The following is a 16,914-nucleotide window of genomic DNA, read 5'->3' as shown; positions in this document are numbered from 1 at the left end:
TGAATTAAAGATATATGATTTTCCGGCAGATGTCAATAGCTATTAGGTGAAAAAGACGCTTTGGTTTTAGGGAGTGCTGCTGTTGATCTCCGCCTCCAGTTTCTCTATAAATGCTGACGGGTTAAGCATTTGCTTGCCGCCCGGAGCTTCATTAGAATCTTGTTCCATGGAGATCTCATTTAATTGAGCATCAGCCCGAGCTCTCTTTTCAATTCGATGGGGGGTGACATCATACATATTTGTTTCTTCGCCTAGAATCCAGTAAGTGTTTGGTTTAGATTGGGCCTCCATTAAAAATAAAATGATTTCATCACCCTTTCTAAGCAGCTCGTTCTTATTCGATAATGCCTTGTCTGTTCCTGCCTGCATAATATCAATGAAATTCTCTGACAGCTTTTTATTGTCTTTGTAGATTTGCAGTACTTCCGCTTGAAAGATCGTTTTATCGGCAGGAGAATCAAGCTCACTGATTTTGCTATTTATTTTTACTCTTACAATGGCATCCGCTTTATTAACAGATTCATCAAAGGGAAAGGTTTCAATGCTGACATGCATGGAAGGAGTTTGGTTCGAAATTGCCTGCTGGCTCGAGGACAATGGGCTGGGAGCACTTGATGCATAAATCGCTATCCCCGCTGCTAACAGGACAATACCTGCAAGAAGGACAAAATATCTTATTCTCAACGATAGTAACCTCCTGTTCGGCTGTCTATGGGTATCCTCACAGTCAATAAATGTATTAAATATTAATCGCCAAAATATGATGGTTCCATTGAATCCATGATATCTATACAAGAGATTTTAAACGATGTAATAGCAGGTCATGATATAACATTAGATAAATAATGTAAAATAATCTTTATGATGGAAACATATTCACTTTTACCACGTCTATAATGTTAGCTCGGTCAGCTAATAATTTATAGACGTGAAGGAGTTTTAAATTGTTTAAGAAGAAAAAGAAATTGTTAACAAGTGCTGCTATTGTAGGTTTATTGGTTGGTACATTGTCAATGGTATCAAGTGCTACTACCCTTGAAAGTTCATGGATAAGTTTCGATGTGGTAGGTAAAACACATAAGCATAAGTTACTGTTAAGGTAACTCCTCATTACTTTAGGAATACAAAAGGCAAGACCTTTGGTTCAGCCATACATGCTGAAACTCTAGATCAAAGGCCAGATTACATCGAGGCATACGGCGTTGACCGCACGTTGGGATATGTAAAGAAGGAAGACCTAGATGGTGAGATGCCAAAAACACGCGAAGAAGCAGTAGCAATGACTCTAGCGAGTAAAGATCGTCAAATACCGCTGTATGACGTTGATGGTGAAACCGTAATTGGTGTGTTTTTAATTCAAAACGCCAGAACGGAAACTTTCGAGGTTCAAAGTCAAGAGTAAATCATAACTGGTAGGCATCCACCATGCAGTATTAGTATTATTGTATTCATTTTTATAAGACGGATTGTAATATGAAGTGCGACAGCTAAACTGAAAAAATATGAAAATATATGGAAACGATGTGATAAAAAAAAGCTCAAGCCTCTCGAATCAGGCTTGAGCTTCCGGCCGCCTTACGGCTGCTCGGCTTCTTAATATTTATGGTAGAAAGGAAATGATGGCTCGATTACTGGTTGTACTGCGTCAGCAGGCGCTTGCCTTCGCCCGTTGGCGTCTTGAAGGTCTCGTAGATCTTAACTTTATGACGAACATCCAGACTATCCGATGCACCGCTAAGCGAAATCGAATTGTCCCCATTCACCAGTCTGCTCGCTCCGTACAGACTCGCATTGCCCCGGCCTACGAGCCGGTCCTGCGAATCATACAGCTCTACCAGCAGCGTCGGGAAGGAAGCATCGAGCTGTACCTGCTCGTCGCGCGTAATATTCAGATCCAGCTTCAGCCGGTACATGTACTGGTACTGCGTGGCTGGGCCATAATCGGAGGTCAGGTTCCAATTCTTGACCTTCACCTGGAACGGATACAGGCTCCATTCGTCCTTCTTCGCTTCCTGTAGGCCGGTCGATATCGCGGCGATCGTCGTTTTGTACGGAGCCGCCGTGACGGCATCCTGTACCTTGAGCACCAGTCCGTCACCCTTCTCGGATACCGGCAAGGTAAATGAGTAGCTGACGGTCAGCGAAGAGCTCGGCAGCACCGTCGCCGTCTGCGTGGCCTGACGGCTTCCCGTATATTCGTAGCCGTCCCGGCTCACCAGGTCGGCCTGGAATACAGGCACGGACAGAGGCTTCGCCGACTTGTTCGCCAGCTTAAACTTCGCGGTGACGATCTGGTTGCCGTCCTCCTTGTTCTGATGCAGATTGTACTCCACCACTGATACGATGAGGTCCGGGTTGATCAGCTGGCTCCGCTCATCAAACGCAATGCGGTGCCCCAATGTATAAGCCGCGAAGCTTGTACCCGGCGCCTCGCTAGGAAGCAATACATTCAAGCGACCTACCTTGAAGGTCGTTACGTCAACCCCAGCTGCTCCCGCTTCGGCGAAGGTTTCCGGCGTCAGCACATTCAAGCTCTGCAGCACGGTGTCCTGATCCGTCGGGATCGCATAGTGGATATATTTCTCAGCCTTCGGCTCCAGCAAGATCGCGTCTTTCTCCACACGTGTCCCCGTGAATACCTTGCCGCCTCCCTTGCCATCGATGCCGAACGCCGGCAATGTCTCACGCTTATCTGTCGGGTTGTACGCGAGCAATTGTACAACGTATACGGTTCCTTCCGCCGTCGATTCCTTATTGATCGCCACCGGCGTATATTGGATCGGGGAGATGAGCCCCGGGATTTTAAACGATTCAGACCATTTCTTGACCGCCGTGGGATCCGTGATCGTCGTATCACTACCCTTCCAGGCGTCTCCCTGGATGGGCACGCTGATGATTGGCGTCTCTTTCTTCGGGTACACGTAGTAATCAACATCCGTCCAATTGACCTGAGTCAGCGACACTTCATCCGTCCGGTCGATCACAGCCAGATAGCTAAGCTCGGTGGTCGCCTTGGGCTGCAGGGACTTCGCATTGGCCGCGCTCGGCTTCAGCGTGTATTCCACGCCTTCTTTCGTCTGCACACGCACTTCATAATCGGGCACTCGCGTAATCCCTGCCGCATGATTGGTCATCCGGACAATGACGCCGAGGCGGGTGCCTCCGTCTACGCGTTCATTGAGCGCGCCCTTGATTTCCACATCCAGCAGGTCGGTCAATGTGTAGGTGATGACCGCTGGTGCGGCGACCTCCGGCACGGATGCTTCAGACGGAGCATCCGCCGCGTAGACGGACAGTCCGGCACCGAGAAGGGAGACGGAGATGGCAACAGATGCTGTGGTAACTTTCAGTTTGCGGTTCACTTGTGTTCCTCCTGTCAATTCGCCCTGCGCTTACTTCGCGAGCTGTACTTTTTCTTTGTCTTTGAGTTGGTTTTGCCCGGATACGATAAGCTGCTCGCCTTCCTTTACCCCGGAAAGCACTTCTTGAATCGTCTCGTTCAGGCGACCGAGCTGAACCTTGCGCTTCTCCGCCGTATCGCCGCCGTTCAGCACAAACACATACGTGTCGCCGCCCTCACGAACGACGCTAAGCGACGGTACCGTCACGACGACCTGATCCTGCTCTTCGGTGAGCAGGATCTGCGCCTTCGTCCCCGGCTTCAGCTTGCGGTCCGGGTTCGGCACCTCCAGCTCCAGCGCGTATGACTTGGACTGAGCGCCCAGAACATCCGCCAGGTAGCTGACCTTGGCCTTGATCCGATCCGTCACGCCCGGCACATAAAAGTTCAGCTCCGGCTTGCCGCGGACCAGCGCAGCGGCTTCCTCCGTGAGCTCCGCCTTAATCTTAACCGGATCGAGCTGCTGGATTGTCGCCGTATGGCTGCCCGGATTCAAGGTCATGCCGACCTCGACCGGCAGGTCGGTCAGCACGCCGCTGACCGTTGCCTTGACCTCCGTATAGTTCAAGCTGCGGTCGAGCTCGCGCAAGGACACGTTCGCCGTCTCCAGACCTTGCTCCAGTTGAGACAGGGAATTCGTGCTCTCCAGCGTCTGCAGCTTGCGCTTCGCGCCTTCCAGATCCCGCTTGAGGTTATTCACCTGCGTCTCGGTTTGCTCGAGCTGAATCTTGGTCACCAGGCCAAGATCGTAGTCGTTGCGCAGCTTGCTGTAGTTTTTGTCCGTATCGTTCAGCGCGGCCTCCAGCTTGGCGATTCCGTCTCTCACATCCTGCTTGGAGTCGGCCAGATCCTTGCGCGCCTTCTCCATCTGCTGACGGGTGCCGCTAACGGCAATCTGAGCCTTCTCCTTCTGGATCTGTAGGTCTGTCGGATCGATGCGGAACAGCACCTCGTCCTTCTCGACGTAATCGCCCCGCTTCTTCTGAAGCTGCAGCACATCGCCGCTCACCTTGGAGACGACATCCATCTGCACGGAGGCGGACACATCCGCCACCTGCTCCAGAGGGTCGCCGATTTTCTTCTTCTCGATGGAAGCTGTTTTAACAGTTTTCAATTGCGATTCGGCCGCAGCCGCCGGCTGGGCTTCGGGCTGCACGGAGCAGCCAGCCAGCAATGCCGTACTGATAACGAAGGCACTGATCACTACAGAGCTTGCCTTCCACGTATGTTTCCTAGTTGAACTCATGGACCGATTCTCCTTTTCCGTGCTTATGAACATTACCGCCTGCCCGGGCCGCGCGTTTATCCCGCCACTTGGCCAGAATCACGAACAGCGACGGCACGACGATCAGTGTCAGCAGTGTTGAAAACAGCAAGCCTGATATAATGGTGATACCCATTGGGCGCCACAGATTGCCCCCCATGATCGTCATCGGCAGCAGCCCTCCGATCGCTGTCGCCGTCGTCAGCAGAATCGGCCTAAGTCTCGCCTTTCCGGCTTCCGCCACCGCCTCATAGAGGGACAATCCGTGCTCACGCGCCTGCTCGATGAACTCGATGAGAATAATCCCGTTACGCACGACAATCCCCGCGAGGCTCACAAGCCCCATAAGCGCCATAAATCCGATGGGGGAATTGGTCAGGAACAGCCCAATCACCGCTCCGCCTACGGCCAGATACACCGTTGACAAGATCAGCAGCGGAATGGACAGCGAGTAGAACTGCATCGCCATCACGACATAGATCAGCAGAACCACAATAATCGACAGCTTGCCGATCGAGGCGAACGCGTCATTGCGCTCCTCATTCTCTCCCCCGAATGCTAGGGTATAGCCATCAGGCAGCGAATAGGAGGTGAGCTTCGATTGAAGCTCCTTGACGATGTCATCCGCCAGACGATCCTGCGTAAAGCTGCGGACGGTAACCGTGCGGGTCTGATCGCGGTGATGAATCGACTTGATCATCTGGCTGTTCCGCACCTCGCCCAGCTCCTTGACGGCGACCGTCGAATTTTTCTGGGTCATCACTTGCATGCTCTTCATCGTCTCCAGTGGGTCGGATGCGATCTGCTTGGCATAGAGCGTGACGTCCAGCAGCTTCTCGCCCTTCTGTATCTCCGATACCTCGAGACCTTCCGTAGCAATGCGCAGCGTCATCGACAAGTCCTTCTCATTCACACCGAACAGGCTCAGCTTGCCAGGGTCCGGTGCAATCTCAATCGTATTCATATCGGCTCCGACGTCGTCCGAAACACTGACGGTGCCAGGGATTGACTTCAGCATCTCCTGGAGATCCGACGAGATTTGCCGCAGCTCGCCCAGCTCATTGCCGCTGATGCGCACGGCGATCGGGGCGCCTACCGGAGGCCCCTGCTCCAGTTCACGGGGAGTGATCTCCACATCGGACGGGAACAGCTTCTTCAATTCCTCGCGCCAACGGACGACGGCTTCCTTGGAATGAATCTGCTTGGAATCGATCTTGACGAACAGTTGTCCCAGATTAATGCCCGTTTGGTCGGCCTCAGAGTAATAGAAATGCGGAGCCGTCCGTCCCGCGTAGGCGGAGACGAATCTTACCCCCGGCTGCTCCTCCATCCAGGCGGCAGCTTTACGGATCGTGTACTCCGTCTCAGCGAGCTGGCGGCCGGAGGCCGTCAGCTTGAAGTCGATCAGCATCTCGTCCTTCTCGGCGGGAGGAAAATATTGCACGCCTAGCAGCGGCACCAGTCCGAACGCGCTGGTCGCCACGATCAGCGCGACGGAACCGGTCAGCAACGGCTTCCGCAGAAATTTATGGATTTGCCGGCCGTAGAATACGCTCAGCCGTTGAATCGGCCTGCCCAGAAGGCCTGTAACCGACTCCGTCTCGATGCCAGGAGCTTGGCCGGGCCCCGCTGCGGCTCCTGGGGTCTGCACGGCCGATGTCCCAGTCTGAGATCCCTTGCCCTTGCGGCGCAGCCCGCGCTCGCCCATCCACTGGCGGAAGATCGGGATGATCGTCAGCGACATGATCATCGAAGCCGCGAGCGTGAAGGTGATGACGACAGGCAGCGGACGAATGAAGCTGCCGATGTTGCCCTTCAGGAAGAATAGCGGCAGGAACGCCGCGGCTGTCGCAATCGTCGCGGTCAGGATCGAGATTGCCACGTCACGGCTGCCTTCCAGGGAAGCCTTCACCGGATCATCGCCCAGCTGCAGCCGCCGCTGGATATTATCGTTGACGACGATAGCGTCATCGACCAGAATCCCGAGTACGATCACAATCGCTACGATCGTGATTTGGTTTAAGTCCACGCCAACCAGTTCCATGGGGATAAAGCCTACCGTGATCGAGATCGGAATCGCCAGCGCCACGATCAGCGAAGTGCCGAAGGCGAGACCCAGCGAGCAGACGACGATAACGACGAGAATCCCGATCAGCAGCTCCTGTCCCAGCTCCTTGAACAGATGGTCCAGACTTTCCTTTTGAGTAAAGAGCGAGCTCATCTCGACATTCGGGGGAAGCTTGGCGTGCAGCTCCGCTACCTTGTGGTCGATCCGTTTCTGCAGCGAAGGCACGTCCGCACCCTTCTCTGCGTTCAGCACCAGATCCAGAGTCGGCTTCCCGTTATGTAGGACGGAAACCTCCTTCTTCTTCGGCTGGAGCGTCACCTCGCTCACGTCTTTGACCTTGAGCTTAACGCCTCCCGGCAGACCCAAAAGCTCCGTATTCCCGACATCCTCGGCGGACTGCCACTCGCCGCCCATATTGACGAAGAACTTTCTGGCGCCGAGATCGACCGTCCCGAGCGGAACGCGATCATGCTTGTTCTGGAGCGACTGCGCGACGATCCCCCACGGAAGTCTGAGCGCCTCCATTTTCTTGATGTCCAGGGTGACCGCTACTTCCTGCTCCGGCAGTCCGACGATCTCCACGTTGCTGACGCCGGGCACGGTCGAAAGCTGTTTCTTCCAATGCTCCATGGTGGAGCGCAGCGGCTCCAGCTCTTCTTGGCTGTTCACAGTAAAGTGCAGAATTTGCGCAGCAATCTTCCCAAGATCGTCTTCGACCACGGGCTGATGCGCTTCAGCGGGCAGATCACTCGTCGCCGACTGAACCTTCTGCCGCAGTGTATCCCAAGCGCGTCTGATATCGGTATCGGACTTTACCTCAATCTGAATCACGGATATATTGGCCGACGAGGTCGAGTTAAGCACGGAAATCCCGCTGATCTCCTTAATCTTATCCTCCAGCGGGCGGGTAACGAATTGCTCAACCTTCTCGGGAGAGGCTCCAGGATAGATCGTCTTCACAACAGCCATCGTAATCTCGATCTCCGGATTTTCCCGTTGCTTCAGTGTCATCAGATTGAATAGACCGAGCACGACCGCCATGACGAAAAATAACAGCGTGACCTTCCGGAACTTCAGCAGCTTGGCAATCATACGGAGCTACCCCCGATTTCCTTGCAGTCCAGGTTGACCTCCAGGATGACCTCGGTCAGCAGGTCCAGCTTCTCCAAGCCATAACCCTTCTGGATGAACCACTGATACGCGGCCATCTCGACCATACCGATCGTGGCGTAAGCATTGGCTTCGAGCTTTTCCTCCGAGTAACCCGGAAAGTGCTCCTGGGTGAGCTTCATAAGGACAATGCACACATTCTTGTAGAAGGTGGCCGCGATGTCCTCAATCTCAGGCGAGGCGGAACCGTGACGCTTCAGAATATTAAGCACGTGCCGGTGATGATAATAAATCTCCAGCGACTTGCGGATCAGCTGATAGTGTACCTGCGCTTCATCCATTACGCTATCTGCCCAGGATTCCGGTGCCAGCGCCGTGATAATCTCCTCCAGACACTGCTCGATCACAGTCCGGAACACATCCTCCTTGCTCTTGAAGTACAAATAAAACGTACCTTGGGCCATTCCCGCATCCTTGACGATATGGGACACCTTGGTGTTGTGATAGCCCAGCTCTTCGAACAGCTTTAATGCGGAGGCCACAATCGTCTCTCTTTTATCTACGGCCACATCCATTCCCTCCCGGTCGAAATATGCTTCGTTTATTATGACTGACTGATCAGTCATAATTTCTGTTAACAGAATACCATGGATTTCCCGGCTATTCAACTTTACATTTGACGAGGTCCAGCATGTAAGCGAACCGCACGGATTTCGTCATTAAATTGAATACAATAGCAAAAATCGATCATCCTTTAAATTTTAGGACCATTAAACAAAATAACTATAATTAATTATCATATTAACCAATATACATTTATTACACCATGTAAATTATTCAGATTCATTATTATAATAAACTTGTACAAATCAAGTACAATACAATTCAGTTAGGAGTCCTATTATGAAACTCTCATTGCAGAAAGCACATCGGTTATTTAAAGATAATCTGCCCAGTTATTCAGCATCCGTCGATGAGGTTCGTCAACTTACAGCAGATAAGATGTGGGGCACACTTCCGATAGCAAGTGATCTGATTACAGAGGAGGTAGACATTGATGGGATGAAAGGGGAGTGGCAAATTGTTCCGGAATCCCAAGAAGACCGTGTGCTTTTATATTTGCATGGCGGTGGGTTTATGTTTGGAAGTATAGCTACACATCGGGGTGAGTCCAGCGAATTAGGGAGAGCTGCTAAAGCCCGTACATTAGCCATCAATTATCGTCTGGCGCCGGAGCATCCTTTTCCTGCTCCCATTGACGATGCGTTGAAAGCTTACAGTTGGTTGCTAGATCAAGGCTATCCTGCCAAACATATTATGATTGCTGGTGATTCAGCAGGCGGTAATCTGACGGCAGCCGTTTTAATGAGGATTCGTGATACCCTTACACCCTTACCCGCAGGCGGGGTCATGATTTCCCCATGGATTGATTTAGGACTAACTGGGGAGACCTACATCACCAAAGAAGCGGTGGATCCGGTTAACACCAAGGAAGCCATCCAAAAATTAGCGGATAATTATTTAAATGGTGTGTCACCGGCGGTTCCGTATGCCTCACCTATGTACGGTGATTTGAGAGGGCTGCCCCCGATCTACGTCATGGTTGGAGAAGCAGAAATTATGTTAAGCGAGTCATTAACATTTGTGACACGGGCAGCATTGGCCGGCGTCGATATCCGTTTCAGATCTTGGCCCGCTATGATCCATAACTGGCTGTGTTGTCACTCTTTCCTAGAAGAAGCAAGAGAAGGGATAGATAGTGCAGGGGCTTTCATGAACGAATTGTATACAAAACATGAATGAGTTTGGGACCAAATCTAAAAAAAGATTACAAATAAACTAAAAAATGGCATGACGCCCACGCTGGGCGCATGAATGACTAAGGGCGTGAATCATTCACGCCCTTCATTGTTTACCCCGTTATATTGGGATAGCCCTAATCATTACCGGCACCTAAGCCAGCACCAATCCCAGCTTCCCGTAATCTCGGCTGCATGCCCGCAGCCGCTCTTCATCCAGCTCGAGGCCGAAGCCAGGCGCCCCGGTGTCCATGCTCACCCGGCCGTCTGATGTCCGCGACGTTGCCTGAGCGGTGACGCAGGCCTCGAACGCGTCCGACTCGCCCGGCTTCTCCAGCGCCTCGACCCAGTCGGCCGACAGGCCGATCGCGAGCTGCTGCCAGACCGTGCAGGCCGGGCCTACCAGACTATCGTCGCCGATCATCAGGCGGGCACCGAAGCCTTGAATCTTGGCCGCCAGCTCGGCAGCATGGATCAGCGAGCCCGCGCATCCCGGGTGAATGTTGTAGATGCCGCCCATGCCCGGCACAGCCGTGTGCACCGCCTCCACCGCCGGGCGCAGCGGGGCATCCGGCAGCAGCTCGAGCGCTCCGGCCTCGCGCTGCAGCTCGATCCACTGCGGCACCGTCAGGCTCGCCGGGTCCTCACACGCATTGAGGCCCGCCTCATGCAGGACACGCAGCGCGGCCGCAAGGCCTTCGAGGCTCTCCTCGCTCTTCTTCGGGCGATAGCCATCATTCACATCGCCGACGATGAAGGTATCCGGACCCATAACACTGCGGGCCGCTTCGATAACCGTCTTATCCAGCGCAGTATCCCCGAACAGCTTGACCTTTAGATGCGTGCGGTAGCCCTGATCCCTGGATTGCCGCGCCCTCTCCTTGACAGCCTCCGGGTCGTTCTCCAGGATGCAGAACAGACCGGGGACGGGTTCAGTTCCCCCCAGTCCGAGCAGCGCAAGCGCCGGTTGTCCGAGCAGCTTGCCCGCCAGGTCCAGCAGAGCAGTCTCCACCATCTCCGCCCGCTTGGAGCCCAGCTCCTCTAGACGGCTCATCACCACACGGACCGCTTGCCCGATCGTCATCCCGATCAGGTCCTGCAGCGGACTGAGCCACTCGGCGATGTCCAACTCCTCGCGGTTGACGGCGATAATATTTTCTCCCCAGCCCTGCTTATCTCCCGCGGAGATGCGGATAAACCCGTGAATGCGGTTCGTCCATGCCCCGTGGCTGAAGTTCCTCTGCACATTCACATCATACCGGTAAAGCTCAATCGAGCGAATCGGCTCGGTTACCTGATCCAGTCGTTCCATGATCATCTGACAAAACTCCCTTCTTCCCCCTGAAGGGGCTACAATTTGTGGCGGTCCCTGTAATCCTTGGGCGTCATGCCCTCCATTTTCTTGAAAATCCGGTTAAAGTACGTAGGCTGATAGCCGATCTGCACGGCAATCTCCTGCATCTTGAGATCGGAGCGGACGAGCAGCTCCTTGGCCTGATCCAGCCTCGTCTTGGTCAGGTAATCGACAAAGTGCAGACCCGTCACCTGAACGAACAGCTTGCTAAGACCCGACGACGACAGACCCAGCCGGTCCGCACATAAATCCAGCGAGATGTCCGTGTGATACTCGGAGCGGATCATGGCCACCGTCTGCTCAGCCAGATACCGGACCCGGTCGTTCTGATTGTACGTCAGCTCGGCGATAAACGGGTGAACAATCCTCTCGGCGAACCATTCCTGCATCTCGTCGCTGTCCTTGAGCGCCAGCAGCTCCGCATAGAGCTGCCCCCAGTCGAATAGCGCCCCCGCCTGCACCATGCCCGATTGCATCAGAGCACCCTGAACGGCTCCCAGCAGCTTGAGGCTGCCCTGCTGCAGCAGCAGCTCCCGCTCCGCGTGTGCCTTCAGCTCCTGGAAGAACTGCCCCAGCAGCCGGTCGCTCTCCTCGCCCAGCCCGCTGACCAGCGAGTGGACCAGATCCTGCTCCAGCGTAAATGGATACCTCGATTCCGCATGCTCACCCATCGGCTCGTTCAGGTCGATAATCTGGTTCAGCTCATCCAGCTTCCGGTGGCGCAGCGCCTGCTGAACCTCATCCCAGGCTCCGGGAATCCGGCTGATAGCGGATACGGTCTGGCCTAGGCCAATCACCGTATTCATCTTAAGAATCCGGTTCAGGCTGTGGCCGATTTCAGAGGCCATGCTTTTCAGCCTCTCGGATACTTCAGACGGCGATACATGACCGGGAAACATAATAAACAAACCAACGGACAGATCGTGCAGGTTCATGACGGAGACATTATCGTTGCCCGTCAGCTCTTCGATAATGTTAACCGCGGCGAAGGTCACCAAGGGCTGCTCGTCTTCGCGGAACGACCCCTGCAGCCGCTGGAACCCCAGCAGCTGGACGACCATAACGACGAACTGGTGATCTTCCGTCTCCCAGCCGTACTGCTCCATGCGCTGGCGGATTTCATGCTCCCGCAGCAGCTGCAGATGGCCCTGCACCAGCTGCAGCAGGAACCCGGTTCGCAAGGAGGAATGCTGCTGCTCCAGCCGCGACTGCAGCAGATGGCTTTCGCTGCTCAGATTCCTCCATTGCTCCTCGATATACTGGATCTCATCCTTGGGGACGAGCAGCGGCTCCGGGCCGGACGGCGAGATCAGCGTCCTCAGCAGCCGGTGAATCGGCTGGACAAGCCGCACGGAAGCGTACCAGGAGCTGAGCAGCACGAGCAGCAGACTGGCCAGCCCTACCGCCATAATCAAGCGGGATACGATCACGATCGGCTTCAGAAATTCAGACAGCGGCACTGCCGAGACGAGATTCCAGCCGGTGATCGGGATCACCTCTGTGGATACGACATACAGCTCGTTGTTCCAGCTCCAGCGGAACGAAGTAGACTTCTCCTGCATCCCGGAGAGTTCACTGGACAGCGCCGCATTTAGCTCCTCTGTCTCAGGCGGAGCCAGCCCGCGAGATAGCGAGTTGCCCTCCTGATTCAGGATAAAAGCGGTCCCGCCCAGGCCCGGATCGAAACCCGCCAGCTTCAGCAGCTGCTTCTTATTGATCTGGACCATGATCGCTCCGAACGGCTCGCCGATTACCGGCAGCTTATGAACAGCGAACAGCCCCTCCATGCCTGGAGCGGACAGGCTGCGCCAGAACAGACGCGCCCTCATCTCCAGCAGCTCACGGTAAGGCTGCGCGCTTCTATCGTCCAGCTTGCGGATCCCCTGGCTGTCCGAGACAATCCGGGCCGGACGGTCCAGATAGACGTAGACCTGATCGATCAGCCCGCTGCTGTTGTTCATCACAGTCAAGGAGTCGAAGAGCTCCTTGGTCAGCGCATAATTGTCCTTGAATTCAATATCCCGCAGCCGGTCGCTCATCAGTGAATTAAGCGTCCACTGGTTCATGTTGACCTGCAGATGCCCTAGTGCGTCGCTGACCTGCTTGACCGTATAGTCCAGCTGCAGCTTGTGCGTCCGCTCCACCTCGCGCTCAATATAGCTGACCCCGATATAGTAGCTGCTGACCGAGATCAGAAGGGTCGGAATGGTTGTCACGAGCAGAATGAGAAGCAAGCTCCTCCGGAACGCATGTCCCCGATATGATAGCAATCCTGTCCCTTTCCGCCGCTCCATGCCCATCCATCCCATCGTCTAGGTGATTAAGGCAGGAAGGGCTCATGAGAGTGATCTCATCAGCCGCTTCCTGCCAGTTTCCCGTTGTTGTTCTGTTATTTGGCCGAAATTCTCGCTTGATACGAGTCATTGACCTCTTTGATGATTTTCTGGAAGTTCTCATCCTTGGAGAGCTTCTGAACCATGTCATCCCAAGCGCTGATCGGCTCCTTGCCCATCACAACCTTGACTCGCAGGTCATCGACCTTCTTGTCGATTTCGGGACCGAACTTGTTAGCCGTCTCCGAATACAGGCCGTTGCCGATATCGCCGACTAAATACGGCTCGCGGGCATCGACGATCTTCTTGTTGCGCTCGAACACATCGGCCGGCATGCCGGTCCGGTACGCCCATAGGTACTTCTCGTCACGGCTGAAGATCTTGCCCAGTGCGCTCTGAGAAACGATATCCTTCTTGGCCTGCTCGGTCGTCGTCTTGATGCCGTCTTTCTCCGTATAGTGTACATCCTTAAAGCCGTACCATGCCAGCTCGGCACCTTCCTTGGATGAACCGTAATCCATTAGCTTCAGGATTGTCTTCAGCTTATCCTCGGATACCTTCTTCGGAATCAGGAAGATCCCGTTGAAGCCTCTCCATTGGTACGCCATCTTCTTGCCTTCCGGTGTGGTGATATAAGTCATCGGCAGGAAGTCCGCTTGCGGATTCGTTTTCCGCAGCTCCTCCGTTGGACGCCAAGAGGCCTCCACCGTATCGACCCACATGCCGGCTTTGTTGCCTTTGGCCATATCCTCGAATTGACTCAGCTTGAGTACTGCGAAGTCCTCCGGAATAACTTTCTCGTCGTACAGCTTCTTCTGGTACAGAATCGCATCGCGGGTTTGCGGCTCCAGGTAAATATGAGCCAGCTTGCCGTCCTTCAGCTTCCACTTGCCGAGCGTCGAGTTGAACAGCGGCTCGAACAGGAACGCTCCCTGGTTGCCCGCGAGGCCATACGTGTCCTGCTTGCCGTTGCCGTCCGGATCTTTGTACGTAAACGCCTTCATGACTTCGAACAGGTCATCGAACGTTTCCGGCATCTTCAGACCGAGCTTATCCAGCCAGTCCTTACGGATGTTGATGAAGGACCAGCCGCCCATCGGGCGAACCGCTGGAATCCCGTAGTTTTTGCCGTCCTTCAGCTTGGAGTTTTTCCACACTTCCGGCGGATAAGCCGCGAGATTCGGATAAGCTTTCACCAGGTCCGGAGTCAGCTCCCAGAATGCCCCTTCCTGGGCCATCTGCATCACGAGCGGGTCGAACGGATTGGAGACGAACATCAGGTCCGGAATATCTCCGGAGGCTAGTGTCACCTTCGTCTTTTCGTCATAGTTGTTGGGCGAAACCCACTGAATATTCAGCTTCGTATTCGTGCGCTTGCCAATCTCCTGGACGATGACATTATCCGCACCCGGAGGCTCCGGCGTACTGAAGTTCGTCATGATGGAAACCTCGACCGGCTTCTGGGTGGCGCCGCTCCCTGTCTGGCCTCCTCCGCCTCCTCCACAGCCCGCCAGTGCTACGGCGGCGGCGGTAAAAACCGCCGCGCCTTTGACATATACCTGTTTACGTTGTTTCATTTCAAAAGCCCCCTTGTGATGTTTGGATGCTTGTATTGCCTCACTTGGCTTACCCTTTGATCGAGCCGACCATGACACCCTTGGCGAAATGCTTCTGCAGGAATGGATACACGAATAAGATCGGGACGGTAGCGATGACGACAGCAGCCATCTTCAAGGTTTCCGGCGGAATCGCCCGTTCGTTCATCATTTCCTGCGCAGCGCCTCCTCCAGCTGCCGTCGAGGAATCGATCAGCATGTTCTGCAGCAGCACCTGTAGAGGCCACTTGGACGAATCGCTGATATACAGCACGGCCGAGAAGAAAGTGTTCCAGTAGCCGACGGCATAGAACAGGCCGAAGGCAGCCATCGACGGCAGCGATAAAGGCAAAATCACTTTGAACCAGATGCCGATGTCATTGCAGCCGTCGATCTGGGCGGCTTCTTCCAGGCTGTCCGGGATGCTGTCGAAGAAGCCCTTCATCAGGATGACATACCAGCCGCTTGTCAGGACTGGAATGATAAGCGACCAGATGCTGTTGATCAGGTGCAGATCGCGTACCAGCAGGTACGGCGGAATCATCCCGGGATTGAACAATGTGGTGAGTAGGATCATCAGCAGCATGGCCCGCCGTGCCGGCATTCTCCGGCGCGATAGCGCATAAGCAAGCGCTGCGGTAATGACCAGGCTGCAGAACGTCCCGACGATAGCCAGGAATCCGCTTACCATGGTAGCGTTGACAAACGCCTTGGTGGACAGCAAGTACTTATAGGAGGCCAAAGACCATGTGGTGGGGAATAACCGCATTCCCCCCTGCAGGTATTCGGACGGGTCCATAAAAGAAACGACGACAACATAATACAGCGGGAACAACGTCACCAAACCGATGAGCGACAGTACCGTATAGTTGAAAATAGGAAAGAGGCGGTCCTCCATGCTCTTTCTCATGCTTTATCACTCCTGCCTTTAGTACACGCCTTCTTCGCCGAAGCGCTTGGCGAGCTTGTTGGCGATAACCACTAATACAAGGCCCACGACGGACTTGAAGAGACCGACAGCCGTACTGAAGCTGAACTGGCCCTGTTGAATACCAAGACGGTATACATACGTATCGAAGACATCGCCTACCTCCGACACCGCTCCATTGGCCATCAGAAACACCTGTTCAAAGCCAACATCCATAATATTGCCGATCCGCAGGATGAGCAAGATGAGAATCACGTTGCGGATTCCGGGCAGCGTGATGTGCCAGATCTGCCGCAAGCGCTTGGCTCCGTCCATCTTGGCCGCTTCGTACAGCTGCGGGTCCAGCCCCGCCATCGCTGCGAGGAAGATAATCGTTCCCCAGCCGGCTTCCTTCCAGATCGATTGCACCGTCAGCAAGATCCAGAACAGCTTCGGATTCGTCAGGAAGTCGATTTTGGCAAAGCCGAAATACGTGAGCAGGTTATTAATGAGTCCATCGGTGCGCGACAGCAACAGAATCGTAATCCCCACGATAATAACCCAGGACAGAAAGTGAGGCAGGTAAACAATCGACTGCACCCATTTCTTGAAGGTCTTGCCCACCACCTCATTGAGCAGCAAGGCGACTACAATCGGCAGAGGGAAATAGAATACCAGATTCATCAGGTTGATCGCCATTGTATTCCGGAACAGCAGCATAAAATCCGGGTTGGAGAAAAAACGGATAAAATGCTCGAGTCCTACCCAATCGCTATGCAGCACTCCTTTATAAGGGGAGTAGTTCTGGAATGCAATAATAATTCCCCACATCGGCACATACTTGAACAGCACCATGAACAGGAGTCCCGGGAGGGCCAACAGATACAAAAATTTGTCTCGCATCATAATCGCCCAGATCCGGGAACGCCGTTTGGCTGCCGCAGACTTGGAACTCGAGGGCAACCGCCCGCTAAGCTCTTGGTTCATTGTTATCGTACACCTCCTCTCGCTTCTCTTGGTGTTTAGTTGATACCCACAGCCTACGGGAATCCCCTTCTTGCCGCAATTGGACTTTTTTTCGCGG

General features: G+C 54.1%; 12 protein-coding genes. 2 read left to right on the top strand and 10 right to left on the bottom strand.

Annotated features, from left to right (window positions below):
• Positions 1–66: 66 nt before the first annotated feature.
• Entirely contained in the window at positions 67–684 is a 618-nt protein-coding gene (locus tag WMW72_RS16555; protein ID WP_341416626.1) for a hypothetical protein, read from the bottom strand.
• Between the two features lie 565 nt (positions 685–1,249).
• Between WMW72_RS16555 and WMW72_RS16550 the strand changes: the two genes are divergently transcribed.
• Positions 1,250–1,402, top strand: coding sequence for a hypothetical protein (locus WMW72_RS16550; protein ID WP_341416625.1), 153 nt, complete (start codon positions 1,250–1,252; stop codon positions 1,400–1,402).
• A gap of 226 nt (positions 1,403–1,628) precedes the next feature.
• Here the strand turns inward: WMW72_RS16550 and WMW72_RS16545 are convergent, their stop codons facing one another.
• Genes WMW72_RS16545 through WMW72_RS16530 form a run of 4 tightly spaced genes read right to left on the bottom strand, consistent with a single transcriptional unit; the run spans position 1,629 to position 8,417 of the window.
• Positions 1,629–3,362: a hypothetical protein gene (locus WMW72_RS16545; protein ID WP_341416624.1), complete on the bottom strand. Its 1,734-nt coding sequence runs from the start codon at positions 3,360–3,362 to the stop codon at positions 1,629–1,631.
• Between the two features lie 30 nt (positions 3,363–3,392).
• Positions 3,393–4,646 carry an efflux RND transporter periplasmic adaptor subunit gene (locus WMW72_RS16540; protein WP_341416623.1) on the bottom strand — a complete coding sequence of 418 codons (1,254 nt, stop codon included), beginning with the start codon at positions 4,644–4,646 and terminating at the stop codon, positions 3,393–3,395.
• Entirely contained in the window at positions 4,633–7,824 is a 3,192-nt protein-coding gene (locus tag WMW72_RS16535; protein WP_341416622.1) for an efflux RND transporter permease subunit, read from the bottom strand. Before WMW72_RS16535 ends, WMW72_RS16540 begins: the two co-directional genes overlap by 14 nt.
• Positions 7,821–8,417, bottom strand: a complete 597-nt coding sequence (locus tag WMW72_RS16530) for a TetR/AcrR family transcriptional regulator (protein ID WP_423227558.1) — start codon at positions 8,415–8,417, stop codon at positions 7,821–7,823. The genes WMW72_RS16535 and WMW72_RS16530 overlap by 4 nt, the downstream gene beginning before the upstream one ends.
• Positions 8,418–8,745: 328 nt before the next feature.
• Here WMW72_RS16530 and WMW72_RS16525 point away from each other — a divergent pair, with 328 nt between their 5' ends.
• Positions 8,746–9,645 (top strand): alpha/beta hydrolase, encoded by a 900-nt coding sequence (locus WMW72_RS16525; RefSeq protein WP_341416620.1) that lies wholly within the window; start codon positions 8,746–8,748, stop codon positions 9,643–9,645.
• A gap of 150 nt (positions 9,646–9,795) precedes the next feature.
• Here the strand turns inward: WMW72_RS16525 and WMW72_RS16520 are convergent, their stop codons facing one another.
• From WMW72_RS16520 to WMW72_RS16500, 5 genes are all read right to left on the bottom strand, one after another.
• The gene (locus WMW72_RS16520; protein WP_341416619.1) at positions 9,796–10,959 is read right to left on the bottom strand and encodes an enolase C-terminal domain-like protein; all 1,164 of its coding nucleotides are present in this window, start codon (positions 10,957–10,959) and stop codon (positions 9,796–9,798) included.
• Positions 10,960–10,991: 32 nt separating this feature from the next.
• Positions 10,992–13,211, bottom strand: a complete 2,220-nt coding sequence (locus tag WMW72_RS16515; protein WP_341416618.1) for a helix-turn-helix domain-containing protein — start codon at positions 13,209–13,211, stop codon at positions 10,992–10,994.
• Positions 13,212–13,384: 173 nt separating this feature from the next.
• Positions 13,385–14,905: an extracellular solute-binding protein gene (locus tag WMW72_RS16510; protein ID WP_341416617.1), complete on the bottom strand. Its 1,521-nt coding sequence runs from the start codon at positions 14,903–14,905 to the stop codon at positions 13,385–13,387.
• A gap of 49 nt (positions 14,906–14,954) precedes the next feature.
• Positions 14,955–15,833 carry a carbohydrate ABC transporter permease gene (locus WMW72_RS16505; RefSeq protein WP_341416616.1) on the bottom strand — a complete coding sequence of 293 codons (879 nt, stop codon included), beginning with the start codon at positions 15,831–15,833 and terminating at the stop codon, positions 14,955–14,957.
• Positions 15,834–15,851: 18 nt separating this feature from the next.
• Entirely contained in the window at positions 15,852–16,817 is a 966-nt protein-coding gene (locus WMW72_RS16500) for an ABC transporter permease (RefSeq protein WP_341416615.1), read from the bottom strand.
• Between the last annotated feature and the right edge of the window lie 97 nt (positions 16,818–16,914).

It is taken from the genome of Paenibacillus filicis (assembly GCF_038070315.1).
GTDB lineage: Bacteria > Bacillota > Bacilli > Paenibacillales > NBRC-103111 > Paenibacillus_G > Paenibacillus_G filicis.
The sequence above is the reverse complement of the archived record's forward strand: the minus strand, read 5'-3'. Positions and strand labels throughout refer to the sequence as shown.